General features: G+C 51.5%; 14 protein-coding genes, 3 tRNA genes and 2 other RNA genes. 13 read left to right on the top strand and 6 right to left on the bottom strand.

Annotation, left to right across the window (positions count from 1 at the left end):
* Positions 1–127 precede the first annotated feature (127 nt).
* The 12 genes from tolR (at position 128) to pnuC (ending at position 7,622) form a co-directional block, all read left to right on the top strand.
* Positions 128–559: a colicin uptake protein TolR gene (tolR, locus tag ED901_RS10460; RefSeq protein WP_013576429.1), complete on the top strand. Its 432-nt coding sequence runs from the start codon at positions 128–130 to the stop codon at positions 557–559.
* A gap of 114 nt (positions 560–673) precedes the next feature.
* The gene (gene tolA / locus ED901_RS10455) at positions 674–1,906 is read left to right on the top strand and encodes a cell envelope integrity protein TolA (RefSeq protein ID WP_056771668.1); all 1,233 of its coding nucleotides are present in this window, start codon (positions 674–676) and stop codon (positions 1,904–1,906) included.
* Positions 1,907–2,036: 130 nt separating this feature from the next.
* Positions 2,037–3,329 carry a Tol-Pal system beta propeller repeat protein TolB gene (gene tolB, locus ED901_RS10450; protein WP_122095860.1) on the top strand — a complete coding sequence of 431 codons (1,293 nt, stop codon included), beginning with the start codon at positions 2,037–2,039 and terminating at the stop codon, positions 3,327–3,329.
* A 47-nt stretch (positions 3,330–3,376) separates the two neighbouring features.
* Positions 3,377–3,886, top strand: coding sequence for a peptidoglycan-associated lipoprotein Pal (gene pal / locus ED901_RS10445; RefSeq protein WP_056771674.1), 510 nt, complete (start codon positions 3,377–3,379; stop codon positions 3,884–3,886).
* A 9-nt stretch (positions 3,887–3,895) separates the two neighbouring features.
* Complete coding sequence (gene cpoB, locus ED901_RS10440) at positions 3,896–4,687, top strand: cell division protein CpoB (protein ID WP_056771676.1); 792 nt, start codon at positions 3,896–3,898, stop codon at positions 4,685–4,687.
* A 197-nt stretch (positions 4,688–4,884) separates the two neighbouring features.
* Positions 4,885–4,960, top strand: a tRNA-Lys gene (locus ED901_RS10435).
* Between the two features lie 72 nt (positions 4,961–5,032).
* Positions 5,033–5,108, top strand: a tRNA-Lys gene (locus ED901_RS10430).
* A gap of 14 nt (positions 5,109–5,122) precedes the next feature.
* Positions 5,123–5,242, top strand: a non-coding RNA gene (locus ED901_RS10425) — RtT sRNA.
* A 63-nt stretch (positions 5,243–5,305) separates the two neighbouring features.
* Positions 5,306–5,381: transfer RNA gene (locus tag ED901_RS10420), tRNA-Lys, on the top strand.
* 14 nt (positions 5,382–5,395) lie between these two features.
* Positions 5,396–5,515: non-coding RNA, RtT sRNA (locus ED901_RS10415), on the top strand.
* A gap of 280 nt (positions 5,516–5,795) precedes the next feature.
* Positions 5,796–6,860, top strand: a complete 1,065-nt coding sequence (gene nadA, locus ED901_RS10410; protein WP_122095859.1) for a quinolinate synthase NadA — start codon at positions 5,796–5,798, stop codon at positions 6,858–6,860.
* A 39-nt stretch (positions 6,861–6,899) separates the two neighbouring features.
* On the top strand, positions 6,900–7,622 hold the full coding sequence (gene pnuC, locus ED901_RS10405) for a nicotinamide riboside transporter PnuC (RefSeq protein WP_122096112.1): 723 nt from the start codon (positions 6,900–6,902) through the stop codon (positions 7,620–7,622).
* A 62-nt stretch (positions 7,623–7,684) separates the two neighbouring features.
* Here pnuC and zitB read toward each other — a convergent pair whose 3' ends face one another.
* Together zitB and ED901_RS10395 are read right to left on the bottom strand one after the other, a co-directional pair.
* Positions 7,685–8,632, bottom strand: a complete 948-nt coding sequence (gene zitB / locus ED901_RS10400) for a CDF family zinc transporter ZitB (protein ID WP_122095858.1) — start codon at positions 8,630–8,632, stop codon at positions 7,685–7,687.
* A gap of 127 nt (positions 8,633–8,759) precedes the next feature.
* Positions 8,760–9,098 carry a protein YbgS gene (locus ED901_RS10395; RefSeq protein ID WP_056771685.1) on the bottom strand — a complete coding sequence of 113 codons (339 nt, stop codon included), beginning with the start codon at positions 9,096–9,098 and terminating at the stop codon, positions 8,760–8,762.
* Between the two features lie 199 nt (positions 9,099–9,297).
* Between ED901_RS10395 and aroG the strand changes: the two genes are divergently transcribed.
* Positions 9,298–10,350, top strand: a complete 1,053-nt coding sequence (aroG, locus tag ED901_RS10390) for a 3-deoxy-7-phosphoheptulonate synthase AroG (protein WP_056771688.1) — start codon at positions 9,298–9,300, stop codon at positions 10,348–10,350.
* Between the two features lie 69 nt (positions 10,351–10,419).
* Here the strand turns inward: aroG and ED901_RS10385 are convergent, their stop codons facing one another.
* From ED901_RS10385 to galM, 4 genes are all read right to left on the bottom strand, one after another.
* Entirely contained in the window at positions 10,420–10,893 is a 474-nt protein-coding gene (locus ED901_RS10385) for a GNAT family N-acetyltransferase (protein WP_122095857.1), read from the bottom strand.
* 87 nt (positions 10,894–10,980) lie between these two features.
* The gene (gpmA, locus tag ED901_RS10380; RefSeq protein WP_056771695.1) at positions 10,981–11,733 is read right to left on the bottom strand and encodes a 2,3-diphosphoglycerate-dependent phosphoglycerate mutase; all 753 of its coding nucleotides are present in this window, start codon (positions 11,731–11,733) and stop codon (positions 10,981–10,983) included.
* 206 nt (positions 11,734–11,939) lie between these two features.
* Positions 11,940–12,272 carry a PsiF family protein gene (locus tag ED901_RS10375; RefSeq protein WP_056771698.1) on the bottom strand — a complete coding sequence of 111 codons (333 nt, stop codon included), beginning with the start codon at positions 12,270–12,272 and terminating at the stop codon, positions 11,940–11,942.
* Positions 12,273–12,413: 141 nt separating this feature from the next.
* The coding region (galM, locus tag ED901_RS10370) for a galactose-1-epimerase (protein WP_122095856.1) at positions 12,414–13,328 on the bottom strand (915 nt) is incomplete at its 5' end.

The following is a 13,328-nucleotide window of genomic DNA, read 5'->3' as shown; positions in this document are numbered from 1 at the left end:
ATAACCGCCTCAACCAACGCGTAAACAAGCTTGAACAAAACTACGATAACTTCATGGAAGAATTTACGGCCATCCTGCACCGTCAGGCTTTCTCTCGCGAAACCAGCAGTAACTAAAGGGGGAGAGTATGGCTCGTTCACGAGGTCGTCGTAACCGTCGCGAAGGTAAGTCGGAGATCAACATTGTCCCGCTGCTGGACGTACTGCTGGTTCTGTTACTGATTTTTATGGCAACAGCCCCCATCATTACCCAGAGCGTGGAAGTGGATCTGCCAGACGCGACGGATTCCAAAACGGTATCCAGCGATGATAACCCGCCAGTGATTGTTGAAGTCTCTGGCGTGGGGCAATACACCATCGTGGTGGATCATCAGCGTATGGAACAGTTGCCTGAACAGCAGGTTATCGCGGAAGCGACCAGCCGAATTCAGGCCAATCCGAAGACAGTCTTTCTGATCGGCGGTGCAAAAGACGTGCCTTATGATGAAATCATCAAGGCGCTGAATATGTTGCATCAGGCCGGTGTGAAATCTGTCGGATTGATGACACAACCTATCTGAGGATAGGTAATTTGTAACACTTATTTGAAACCCGGCTTTCCCTGCCCTGTTAAAAAAGACGACAGGCAACGAAGGAACCCGGGTTTTTAGTAATCCTGTCTTGGGAAATCTATTTTGGTAAAGGCAACTGCAACTGAACAAAACGATAAGCTCAAACGCGCCGTTATTGTTTCGGTCGTTCTGCATATCATCATTATAGGCCTGCTGATTTTGGGATCGCTGGACGAAGATACCAGCATGAGTGGCGGCGGTGGCGGTAGTGATATTTCCGCTGTGATGGTCGATCCGAGTGCCGTGGTTGATCAGTACAATCGTCAACAGCAGCAACAGGCTGATTCCCAACGTGCTGCACAAGCGCGTCAGAAAAAATCAGAACAGCAGGCTGAAGAGTTACAGCAGAAACAGGCCGCAGAACAGCAGCGCCTGAAAGAGCTCGAAAAAGAACGTCTGCAAGCGCAGGAAAATGCGAAACAGCAGGCGCAGGAACAGGCCCAGCAGCAAAAGCAGTCCGAACAAGCTGCTGAACAAGCCAAAGAACAACAGAAACAAGCAGAGGCTGCTGCCGCACAAGCGAAAGCTGAAGCCGCCAAAGCAGCCGCACAGGCGAAAGCAGATGCCGCGAAAGAGGCGGCTAAAGCACAAGCTGACGCGCAGAAAAAAGCCGCTGCGGATGCTAAAAAAGAAGCAGAGGCTGAAGCTTCTGCCGCCGCCGCTGCCGCGAAGAAACAAGCCGAAGCAGATGCGAAGAAAGAAGCGGCTGCCGAAGCTAAAAAAGCGGCGGCTGCCGAAGCCAAAGCCCAGGCTGCTGCAGATGCGAAGGCACAAGCTGACGCTGATGCAAAAGCCGCCGCTGATGCCAAAGCGTCGGCTGCTGCGGAGAAAAAAGCGGAAGCTGCCGCTGCGGCCAAGAAAGCTGCAGCCGATAAAAAGGCTGCTGCAGCAGCGGCTGCCAAAGAGGCGGCTGATGCGAATAATTTATTTGATGGCCTTGCCGACTCTAAAAATGCACCGAAAGGGGCAACGGGGGGCGGTGCTTCTGCTCCGGCAGGGAAGGGCACTCAGAAAAAGGCAGGCGCATCAGGTGCAGATATTGCGAACTATGGTAGCCAGATAAAGGCCGCCATTGAGAGCAGATTCTATGACGCGTCATCCTATGCAGGTAAAACCTGTTCGTTGCGCGTTAAAATGAATCCGGATGGCTCGCTTATCAGCGTGTCGGCGGAAGGTGGGGATCCTGCACTTTGTCAGGCAGCGCTTGCCGCGGCCCGACAGGCGAAGTTCCCGAAACCGCCTTCTGAAGCAGTCTATGAAGTCTTTAAAAATGCTCCGATAGATTTTAAACCGTAGAAAGACGAAAATAATTTCTTTTCAGATTTTTACGATAGATTGCAGGGTGTAATTCTAGTTTTGTATGCGTTGGTTTGTTAAAATTCTGCTAAATTATCGCGGGCAGATACGTCCAGATAAGGGAGATACAATGAAGCAGGCATTTCGAGTAGCGTTCGGCCTTTTAATGATGTGGGCATCTATAGCACATGCAGAAGTTCGTATCGAAATCACCCAGGGTGTGGATTCCGCTCGCCCAATTGGCGTTGTGCCATTCAAATGGGTTGGTCCAGGTACACCACCTGAAGACGTTGGTGGCATTGTTGCTGCTGACTTACGTAACAGTGGCAAGTTTAACCCTATTGATGCATCTCGTATGCCACAGCAGCCGTCCACCGCAGCAGAAGTCACGCCTGCCGCCTGGACCGCCCTGGGTATTGATGCGGTGGTTATCGGTCAGGTTCAACCTGCTGCCGATGGCAACTATGTAGTGTCTTATCAGTTAGTTGACACCTCTGGCGCACCTGGCACCGTTCTGGCACAAAACCAGTACAAAGTGACCAAGCAATGGCTGCGTTATTCTGCCCATACGGCCAGCGATGAGGTATTTGAAAAACTCACTGGCGTGAAAGGCGCATTCCGTACCCGTATTGCTTACATCGTTCAGACTAACGGCGGCAAGTTCCCGTATGAACTGCGCGTTGCTGACTACGACGGTTACAACCAGTTCGTTGTTCATCGTTCACCAGAACCTTTAATGTCACCGGCCTGGTCACCAGACGGCAGCAAACTGGCTTATGTGACCTTCGAAAGTGGCCGTTCTGCCCTGGTTGTGCAGACGCTGGCTAATAGCAATATTAGACAAATTGCCTCCTTCCCACGTCACAACGGTGCACCTGCGTTCTCTCCGGATGGCAGCAAACTGGCTTTCGCCCTGTCTAAAGACGGTAGCCTGAACCTGTACGTAATGAATCTTGGCTCTGGTCAAATCAGCCAGGTGACTAACGGTCGCAGCAACAACACCGAACCAACCTGGTTCCCGGACAGCCAGAACCTGGCGTTTACTTCGGATCAGGGCGGTCGACCACAAGTGTATAAAGTGAATATTAATGGCGGTGCGCCACAACGTCTGACCTGGGAAGGTGCTCAAAATCAGGACTCTGACGTCAGTGCAGATGGCAAGTTCCTGGTAATGGTAAGCAGCGCCAGCGGTACACAGCACATCGCTAAACAAGATCTGGCAACGGGAGCCGTTCAAACATTGACGGACACGTTCCTGGATGAAACGCCTAGCCTCGCACCAAATGGCACCATGGTTATTTACAGCTCTTCACAGGGTCTGGGTTCCGTGTTGCAGTTGGTATCGACTGATGGACGTTTCAAAGCGCGTCTTCCGGCAACTGATGGACAGGTCAAATTTCCTGCCTGGTCGCCGTATCTGTGATGCATATACAACTATGTATGGCAAAAAATTATAAAAGGATCGAATAGATGCAACTGAACAAAGTTCTGAAAGGGCTGATGCTGGCATTGCCTGTACTGGCAGTCGCTGCTTGTAGTTCTCACAAGAACGCAGACAACGACCAATCAGGTATGGGTCTGAACACCGGCGCTGGCACTGAAAACGCAAACATGTCTTCAGAAGAGCAAGCACGTCTGCAGATGCAAGAATTGCAGAAAAACAACATCGTTTACTTCGGCCTGGACAAGTACGATGTGTCTTCTGAATTCGCTCAGATGCTGGATGCACACGCAGCTTTCCTGCGTAGCAACCCATCTTACAAAGTGACCGTAGAAGGCCATGCTGACGAACGTGGTACTCCTGAGTACAACATCGCGCTGGGCGAACGTCGTGCTACTGCAGTTAAAATGTACCTGCAAGGTAAAGGCGTTTCTGCAGACCAAATCTCTATCGTTTCTTACGGTAAAGAAAAACCAGCTGTACTGGGCCATGACGAAGCGGCATACGCCAAAAACCGTCGTGCCGTACTGGTTTACTAAGAGAATAGTATGAGCAGTAACTTCAGAACTCACTTGTTGAGTCTGTCGTTACTGGTTGGCGTAGCGGTCCCATGGGCCGCTACTGCCCAAGCGCCAATCAGTAATGTCGGCTCAGGCTCGATTGAAGATCGGGTCACCTCTCTGGAGCGTATTTCTAACGCTCACAGCCAGCTATTAACTCAACTCCAGCAACAACTTTCTGATTCCCAACGTGATATGGATACTCTTCGTGGTCAAATCCAGGAGAACCAGTATCAGTTGAGTCAGCTTGCTGATCGCCAGAAGCAGATCTTTAACCAGATGGACAGCTTAAGCCAGGGTAATGCCGGAGCCGCCAGTACGGGCGCTGCTGCAGCCACAGGTGATGCGTCTGGGTCTGCTGCCGCAACGCCGGATGCGGGGGCTGCACAAGCGCCTGCAAGCACCGGTGACGTGAACAGCGATTACAATGCTGCGGTTTCACTGGCGCTGGAAAAGAAACAGTATGATGAAGCCATTGCGGCTTTTCAGAGTTTCGTCAAAAAATATCCTGATTCGACTTATCAGCCTAACGCCAACTACTGGTTAGGACAGTTGTATTACAACAAGGGTAAAAAAGACGACGCTGCATATTATTTTGCAGTTGTGGTCAAAAACTATCCTAAGTCTCCAAAAAGTTCTGACGCAATGTTCAAGGTTGGGGTGATCATGCAGGAGAAAGGTCAGGCTGATAAAGCCAAAGCCGTCTTCGCTCAGGTCGTGAAACAGTACCCAAATACCGATGCGGCAAAACAAGCGCAAAAACGTTTATCTGCAAACTAGTTCTTCATTCAGGTCTGGAAAATGTACATATCGTGCATTTTCTGGGCTTGAGTGTGTGAAACGCCATCAGTTAGCACTCTTTCTGAAAATTAAAGTTGCACTGAAAAGTTAAATAAGTAATATATGCCGCCGTTGCCCAGACAACTCCAAACGGCTAACGCTGTCAGAGATTTAGGCAATATGCAGTAGGTTTAGAGGGGCCGTTAGCTCAGTTGGTAGAGCAGTTGACTTTTAATCAATTGGTCGCTGGTTCGAATCCAGCACGGCCCACCAAATCTAAACCATTATTGCATGTGGCTTGCACACCAACTGCAAGACACGAAGGCAGACGGAAGTATTCAGGAAGGGCCGTTAGCTCAGTTGGTAGAGCAGTTGACTTTTAATCAATTGGTCGCTGGTTCGAATCCAGCACGGCCCACCACTTTTATAGTGGAAACTGTAGTGAAGCAGTGCAGGATGAGAACCATGGGTTCGAGCCGAGCGAAGCGAGACGACAACGCGCAAGCGTTGCCCGCAGGGCGAGGTGAAACCGAGTCAATCCAGCACGGTCCACCACTTTTAGGTGTAACCCCTGAAGATTTAGAAAGCCATTAGTAAATCAGTACCCAGCATTTAGATGGGCCGTTAGCTCAGTTGGTAGAGCAGTTGACTTTTAATCAATTGGTCGCTGGTTCGAATCCAGCACGGCCCACCACTTTTGAAGTGGATAATGTAGTGAAGCAGTGCAGGATGGGAACCATGGGTTCGAGCCGAGCGAAGCGAGACGACAACGCGCAAGCGTTGCCCGCAGGGCGAGGTGTAACCGAGTCAATCCAGCACGGCCCACCCTCTAAATTGCAGAATTCAGAAAAAAGCGCCTTTTGGCGCTTTTTTCGCATCTGACGCCCGAAACTTCCTTCCATCGCGGTCTTCGTTTTTCCTGTAATTTTCTCAAACCTCGTCTCTTTTAAGTCCAGTAAACATTTTAACCTCTACGTCTATAATTTGGACGACTTCAGTCGTGTTTTACGGTATTTTGTTTAGCATACAAAACCACTCTGCTTCATCATGAACCAGAGAGTGGCTTCCCGCCTTCAGGCATACGGCCTGACTGAATGAGATGACGAGTATGAGCGAAACATTGGATCTGAATGCGACGGTTTATCCTTTCCCCCCGAAACCCGCCGTTCTGAATGCAGATGAAAAGACTTTCTATAAAGAGAAGATCAGAAAACTGCTAAAAGAACGTGATGCCGTGATGGTGGCGCATTATTACACCGATCCTGAGATTCAGGCGCTGGCCGAGGAAACTGGCGGTATCGTCGCGGACTCTTTAGAAATGGCGCGTTTTGGCAGTCAGCATCCCGCTTCCACGCTGCTGGTAGCTGGCGTGCGCTTCATGGGCGAAACGGCCAAAATCCTTAGCCCTGAGAAAACGGTGCTGATGCCGACGCTCAATGCGGAGTGTTCGTTGGACCTCGGTTGCCCGGAGCAGGCGTTCTCAGATTTTTGCGACCAGCATCCTGACCGCACCGTGGTGGTCTACGCTAATACCTCTGCGGCGGTAAAAGCACGCGCCGACTGGGTGGTGACATCCAGCATCGCGGTTGAACTTATTGAGCATCTGGACAGTCTGGGTGAAAAAATCATTTGGGCGCCGGACCGTCATCTCGGAAATTACGTGCGTAAACAAACGGGTGCCGACGTGTTGTGCTGGCAGGGGGCCTGTATCGTCCATGACGAGTTCAAAACACAGGCCCTGACCCGAATGAAAGGTTTGTACCCGAATGCCGCTGTGCTGGTGCATCCGGAGTCCCCACAGGCGATCGTAGACATGGCTGACGCCGTCGGTTCTACAAGCCAGCTGATTCAGGCGGCCAGAACGTTGCCAAACAAGCAGCTGATTGTGGCGACCGATCGTGGAATTTTCTACAAAATGCAGCAAGCATGCCCGGACAAAGAATTGTTCGAAGCCCCGACGGCGGGCGAGGGCGCAAGCTGCCGCACCTGTGCGCATTGCCCGTGGATGGCGATGAATGGCCTGAAAGCCATTGCAGACGGGCTTGAGTCCGGCGGTGCACAACATGCTATAGAAGTAGATGAAGCGCTGCGGGTGAAATCGCTGATACCGCTGAACCGTATGCTGGCGTTTGCGGCGGAACTGAAATTACGCCCTCAGACGAAAGCGCTCTAAGCCACAGCTTTGTAACTGTCGAAAAGGAAATGTGCAATGATGGATTTTTTAAGTACCAGCAATATCCTGGTGCATATTCCGCTGGGAAAAGGCGGATATGACCTGTCATGGATCGAAGCTGTCGGTACACTCTTTGGCTTATTGTGCATCTGGTATGCCAGTAAAGAGAAACTGATCAACTACCCGTTTGGCCTTATTAACGTCACGCTGTTTGCGATCATCTTCTTCCAGATCCAGCTTTACGCAAGCCTCTTGCTTCAGGTGTTTTTCTTCGGTGCCAATATTTACGGCTGGTATGCCTGGAGCCGTCAGACGGCAGATCAACAGGCAGAGCTGCAAATTCGCTGGCTGCCACGTGGAAAGGCGATGGTGTGGGGCGTAGTTTGCCTCGCGGGTATTTTACTGATGACGTTCAACATTGACCGTGTATTTGCTGCGCTCACGTTGCTGGCCGTCAATCTGATGCAGGCGTTAGGGCTGAATGTTCAGATGCCGGAATTGCAGCCGGATGCTTTCCCGTTCTGGGATTCTTCCATGATGGTGCTGTCAATAGTAGCGATGTTGTTGATGACCCGAAAATACGTCGAGAACTGGCTGCTGTGGGTGGTCATCGACGTGATAAGCGTGGCGATATTCGCCTATCAGGGCGTGTATGCCATGGCCCTTGAATATGTGCTGCTCACGCTGATTGCGCTGAACGGTTCATGGTTGTGGATCAAAAGCGCGAAGCAAAACGGCTCACTGCCGCTGCAAACGGCCTGAGTTCCTTCCAATAGCAAAACGCCTCCGGACGGAGGCGTTTTGCTTTATGAAACAACTGACAGTCAGTGATGATGTGCGTGGCTATGACCGTGATGATCGTGTCCCGCGCTGGCGGCAGGCACTTCGTTTATCACACAATCTGGCGTTTCGCATGTACCGTACTCCATCTGTATCGTTGAATGGCCAATGCGACATTTTTCCAGTAAGTGATGCTGAATACGGTCAAGCAATGCGTCGTGGTCATGTGGCGGAACGACCTGAACATGCAACGTCATCAGCCGCTGCTCGCCAATCTGCCAGACGTGAACGTGATGCACATTGCGCACTTCGGGAATGCTCTGCGACAGGTCCCTGCGCAGCTGCTCGATATCGATTTCCTCCGGCGTCCCTTCCAGTAACTCATGGAAACTCTCGCGCAGTAACCGCCACGCATTACTCAGCACTAAACAAGACACCAGCACAGACAGAATCGGGTCAATCGGCGTCCAGCCGGTATACATGATAATGAGCGCTGCACCGACCGCACCAATCGACCCGAGCAAATCTCCCAGTACGTGCAGCGCGGCAGCACGTACATTGATATTGGCTTTTTCTTCACCCTGATGCAGAAGCCAGAATGCCAAAATATTGGCAAAAAGCCCGGCAATGGCGATCACCAACATCGTAGTGCCCATCACAGGTTGCGGATTGAAGAAACGGGCAATCGCCTCCCAGACAATCAGCACGACAATCACCAGCAGCGCCGCCGCGTTCACGAAAGCCGCCATGGTGGTCAGGCGCAGATAACCAAAGGTATGTCGCGAGTTAGGCTTACGTTTCGCGAAACGTACCGCCAACAGCGCTACAAGCAGTGCAGCGGCGTCGGTCAGCATGTGTCCCGCGTCGGCCAGCAGCGCCAGCGAGCCGGAAATTAAACCGCCGATCACTTCCGCCACCATAAAGGTGACGGTGATTAAAAACGCCAGCAACAGACGGCGGCTGTTTTTATCCTGAGGTAAAAAAGAAGACATAGTTGTATTCACAAAGATGATGAATAGAGGGGATTACAATAACGTAATCTTGAGGTGTTGCAAGAAGGGGAAAGGGCAAAAAAAGAGGAACCGAAGTTCCTCCTGTTCAGCATTGCCGGGGCGGGAATTAGTTACCCGTGGCTTTAGACTGGTTAGTGCCTGGGACCTGATCCGGACAACGGCCGTCCTTACACATGGCTTTTTTATGGTCGACTGTTTTCTTACTCATGTTGTGAGTTTTGTCAGTCGTTTTGTGCGTTTTTTTATGAACTTCATCAACGGGTTTATTGGTTTCGTTGATTTTGCTGTTATCGACACCTTTAGGTGCGATTTTCTGAATTGAACCCGGGCTGTCTGACTGATTTGCTGCGCCGTTATTTGAACCAGCGTCTGTGCCTTCTGCAAGCGCGGCACCTGAAGTCAGGGCCAGAGCTGCGGTAAAAAATGCGATTGCGAACTTATTCATATTGTCATCTCCATTATTCCAGAAGGATCCGTCGTCGTTTTTTGTGAACTCTTAAAGCCTAGCTAATGAATTCATGTCCTGAATCAAAATGAGACTATTCGTAAGTGTAAAAGTAGATTTACACCGTCACCCAATACGGCTAGATTGAACGCGGTCAGCGTTTCGCTTCGTCTCTTATGAATACCCGAATGGAACAGTTATGAATTATCAAAACGACGATTTACGTATTAAAGAAATTAAGGAACTTTTGCCACCTGTCGCCTTGCTGGAAAAATTTCCTGCGACAGATAAAGCGGCGAAAACAGTCTCTCAGGCACGCAATGCCATTCATAAGATTCTGAAAGGAAACGATGATCGTCTTCTGGTAGTGATCGGTCCCTGTTCCATCAATGATCCCAAAGCTGCCAAAGAATACGCCGCCCGCCTGATGAAAATGCGTGAAGAACTGCAGGGCGAGCTGGAAGTCGTGATGCGTGTGTACTTCGAAAAACCGCGCACGACCGTCGGCTGGAAAGGCCTGATTAACGACCCGCATATGAACAACAGTTACCAGATTAATGATGGTTTGCGCATAGCACGCAAATTGTTACTGGATATTAATGATACCGGCCTGCCTGCGGCGGGTGAGTTCCTGGACATGATCACCCCGCAATATCTGGCTGATCTGATGAGCTGGGGCGCAATTGGCGCGCGTACCACCGAGTCTCAGGTTCACCGCGAGCTGTCCTCCGGGTTGTCCTGTCCGGTCGGTTTCAAAAATGGCACCGACGGCACCATTAAAGTGGCGATCGACGCGATCAACGCCGCGGGCGCACCGCACTGCTTCCTGTCGGTCACCAAATGGGGTCACTCCGCCATCGTGAATACCAGCGGAAATAACGACTGCCATATCATTTTGCGCGGCGGCAAAAAACCAAACTACAGCGCGCAGGATGTGCAGGAAGTGAAAGAAGGCCTGAAAAAAGGCGGTCTTCCGGCGCGTATCATGATCGATTTCAGCCATGCCAACAGCAGCAAACAGTTCAAAAAGCAGATGGAAGTCTGTGAAGATGTTTGTGCGCAGGTCGCTGGCGGCGAGCAGGCTGTCATGGGCGTGATGGTCGAAAGCCATCTGGTAGAAGGTAATCAGAATCTCGACAGCGGCGAGCCGCTGGTTTACGGCCAGAGCGTAACGGATGCCTGCATCGGCTGGGAAGATACCGAAGTGCTGCTGCGCAGCCTGGCTGACGCGGTAAAAGCGCGCCGCGGTTAATTCCACTCTCTGTCATTGCCTTTACAAGCCCCGCCTGTCTTGCGGGGCTTTTTATTATCAGAACGCGCCTTACAGCTCGCAGCGCATATCCATGCAACGCAAATCAGCCTTCGCCATCTCAGAGCGGTACAGACTCTCTTTCACCAGACTGAACCCGTTCTTCTTATAGAATTCAAAAGCATTGGGCGTGGAAGCCAGCGTCAGCGCTCTGAATCCCCTGGATTTCGCCTCGGCTTTTATGGCATCAAGGATTTGCGTGGCGAGGCCTTTCCCTTCGAATTCCGGCAACGTAAAAATCGCTTCAACACTGCCATTTTTCAGATCGAGAAAACCGGTTGCCGCGGGCGTATCTTGCCCGTGCGCGTGCGCGATGAAAAACGGGTTTTCCTCAATCGCTTTGCGGTAGCCGGGAGGCATCTGATCCGGCGTCCACGCCATGACAACCCCGGCATCATAAGTATTGTGACATCCGTGGCGGATAGCCCGGTTACGGATGTCCCACAGTGTTTCTGCTTCATCGGGTGAGGCGAGTCTGACGGGCATAGGTTTTCTCCTGCGGGTGCACAGACAAAAAAGGCACGCTTTCGCGTGCCTCTGTCAGTTTTTCTGCGTGACGCAGAAAACGCGAAATTACTTCGCTTTACCCTGGTTTGCCACAGCCGCTGCTTTCGCTGCGATTTCGTCGGCATTGCCCAGATAGTAATGTTTAACAGGTTTGAAGTTTTCGTCGAATTCGTAAACCAAAGGAACACCAGTAGGGATGTTCAGTTCCAGAATTTCGTCTTCACCCAGATCATCCAGGTATTTCACCAGAGCACGCAGGGAGTTACCGTGTGCAGCGATGATCACGCGTTCGCCGCTTTCGATGCGTGGTTTGATCACTTCAGTCCAGTAAGGGATCACGCGTTCGATGGTCAGCGCCAGGCTTTCCGTGGTCGGCAGCTCTTCCGGTTTCAGTTTTGCGTAACGCGGATCGTGGCCTGGGAAACGCTCGTCGCTTTTTTCCAGTTCTGGTGGTGTCACGGCAAAGCCACGACGCCATTGTTTAACTTGCTCGTCACCGTATTTTTTCGCGGTTTCAGCTTTATCCAGACCCTGCAACGCACCGTAGTGACGTTCGTTCAGTTTCCAGGATTTCTCAACCGGCAGCCATGGCTGATCCAGTTCGTCCAAAACGCTCCACAGGGTATGGATGGCACGTTTCAGCACAGAGGTGTAGGCGAAGTCAAAGTGGAAGCCTTCGTCTTTCAGCAGTTGACCGGCCGCTTTTGCTTCGGTACGGCCCTTCTCGGACAGTTCAACATCATGCCAGCCGGTAAAACGGTTTTCTTTGTTCCACTCACTTTCACCGTGTCTTACCAGTACCAGTTTGGTTACAGCCATAGCTAAACTCCTCAGTTAACTGAATTTTCAATGATAACAATTATCATTATAGGGTCTTGGTATCCTCATCGGCAATCTGTATGTACGCTGATTGGCGGTGTGTCATACCGTTTGAGGTTAAACATAACGAATTTGCTGCGGGGATGTAAAACAAAACGCGCAGACGGTTGCCCGAACCGCGCATTTTGTCTAAAAGTGCAGCGTAATTAGCTGGCTTTTTTGAGGCAGGTACTCATGAACGTTTTACGCGCGTCGCCTTTCAGGTCTTGCTTCGCCGCATCGGCATTACAGGTTTTCATCTTCTTCTGCTGAGGATTCATTTTATCGTCAGTTTTGGCCTCTGCTTTCAGGCAATTACTCATGAATTTTTTGCGGTCTTCACCCTTGAGTGACTGCGTGGTGGCCTGTGAATTACAATCTGTCATCTTTTGACGTTGCGCAGTCTGTGCGGCAGAAGGGGTTTTGACCGGGTCGGCCGCCAGAGCTGAACCGGCGGTGCACAAGGTGGCCAGCAGGGTGAATAAAACAGGTAAGCGCATAACGAACTCCTTAATGAACGTCCTTTTCGCAGGACACCCCTTAAGCGTAGATGCGGCGGAAGTCTTTAGCTGAAAATGTGCTGATGCAGATGCGGGATGAGTCACAAAAAGGACAGGATCGGGTGATCCTGTCCTCGGGAATTACAGCGCGAAGAACTGATAAGTCGTGGCCGACTTATAGGTCTGCCCCGGTTTTATCCAGCAACTTGGCTGCGGCCAGGTGGCGTGGTTGGGGCTGTCTGGCAGGAATTCACTTTCAAGCGCCACACCGCTGTAGCTGGCATATTCACCGCCGCTGCGGTTTGGCGTTCCGCCAAGGAAGTTGCCGCTGTAGAGCTGCAATGCCGGGGCTGAGGTGAAAACGCTCATCTGAACTTTACCGTCAGCGGACCATAAATGCGCCGCCGGGAATTCACCGGAATTGCAGGTACGGTTGAGCAAATACGCATGATCGTAGCCTTTCACACGTTGCTGATCGCGGTCGCTGAGGAAATCTTTCGCCAGTGTTTTCGGTGCATTGAAGTTCATGCCGGTGTTTTCCACCGTCGTCGGATCAGCACACGGAATCCCGTCGCTGTCGACCGGCAGGAAGCGATCGGCAAACAGCTGTAACTTGTGCTGGCGCGCATCGGTACCTTCGCCATCAAGGTTGAAATAGGCATGGTTGGTCAGATTGACCGGACACAGTTTATCCACGGTGGCTTCGTAGCGGATTTCCAGACGGTTATCGTCGGTCAGCTGATAATGCACCGTGGCGGTCATATTCCCTGGGAACCCCTGATCGCCGTCGGCGGAAAACAGCTGGAAACTGATTTTCTGTGCGGTCCGGGACAGGATCTTCCAGCGGCGCGCGTGGAAACCTTCCGGCCCGCCGTGCAGCTGATGAACGCCCTGGTTGGCGACCACCAGATGCGGTTTACCGTCGATCTCAAACTGAGAACGGGCGATGCGGTTGGCATAACGTCCCACGGTCGCGCCGAGGTATGCGCTCTGGTTCATATAGTCGTGTGGCGACTCACAGCCGAGTAACAGTTCTCGTGTGGAACCGTCTGCCAG

Source organism: Rahnella sp. Larv3_ips, assembly GCF_003697865.1.
Lineage (GTDB): Bacteria > Pseudomonadota > Gammaproteobacteria > Enterobacterales > Enterobacteriaceae > Rahnella > Rahnella rivi.
Note: the sequence above shows the minus strand (reverse complement) of the source record. Positions and strands in the feature narration are given on the sequence as shown.

Coding starts and splice junctions, on each gene's coding strand:
- tolR (WP_013576429.1), top strand. CDS start 128: ATGGCTCGTTCACGAGGTCGTCGTAACCGTCGCGAAGGTAAGTCGGAG.
- pnuC (WP_122096112.1), top strand. CDS start 6,900: ATGGATTTTTTAAGTACCAGCAATATCCTGGTGCATATTCCGCTGGGA.
- gpmA (WP_056771695.1), bottom strand. CDS start 11,733: ATGGCTGTAACCAAACTGGTACTGGTAAGACACGGTGAAAGTGAGTGG.
- nadA (WP_122095859.1), top strand. CDS start 5,796: ATGAGCGAAACATTGGATCTGAATGCGACGGTTTATCCTTTCCCCCCG.
- cpoB (WP_056771676.1), top strand. CDS start 3,896: ATGAGCAGTAACTTCAGAACTCACTTGTTGAGTCTGTCGTTACTGGTT.
- tolB (WP_122095860.1), top strand. CDS start 2,037: ATGAAGCAGGCATTTCGAGTAGCGTTCGGCCTTTTAATGATGTGGGCA.
- pal (WP_056771674.1), top strand. CDS start 3,377: ATGCAACTGAACAAAGTTCTGAAAGGGCTGATGCTGGCATTGCCTGTA.
- ED901_RS10395 (WP_056771685.1), bottom strand. CDS start 9,098: ATGAATAAGTTCGCAATCGCATTTTTTACCGCAGCTCTGGCCCTGACT.
- ED901_RS10385 (WP_122095857.1), bottom strand. CDS start 10,893: ATGCCCGTCAGACTCGCCTCACCCGATGAAGCAGAAACACTGTGGGAC.
- ED901_RS10375 (WP_056771698.1), bottom strand. CDS start 12,272: ATGCGCTTACCTGTTTTATTCACCCTGCTGGCCACCTTGTGCACCGCC.
- zitB (WP_122095858.1), bottom strand. CDS start 8,632: ATGTCTTCTTTTTTACCTCAGGATAAAAACAGCCGCCGTCTGTTGCTG.
- aroG (WP_056771688.1), top strand. CDS start 9,298: ATGAATTATCAAAACGACGATTTACGTATTAAAGAAATTAAGGAACTT.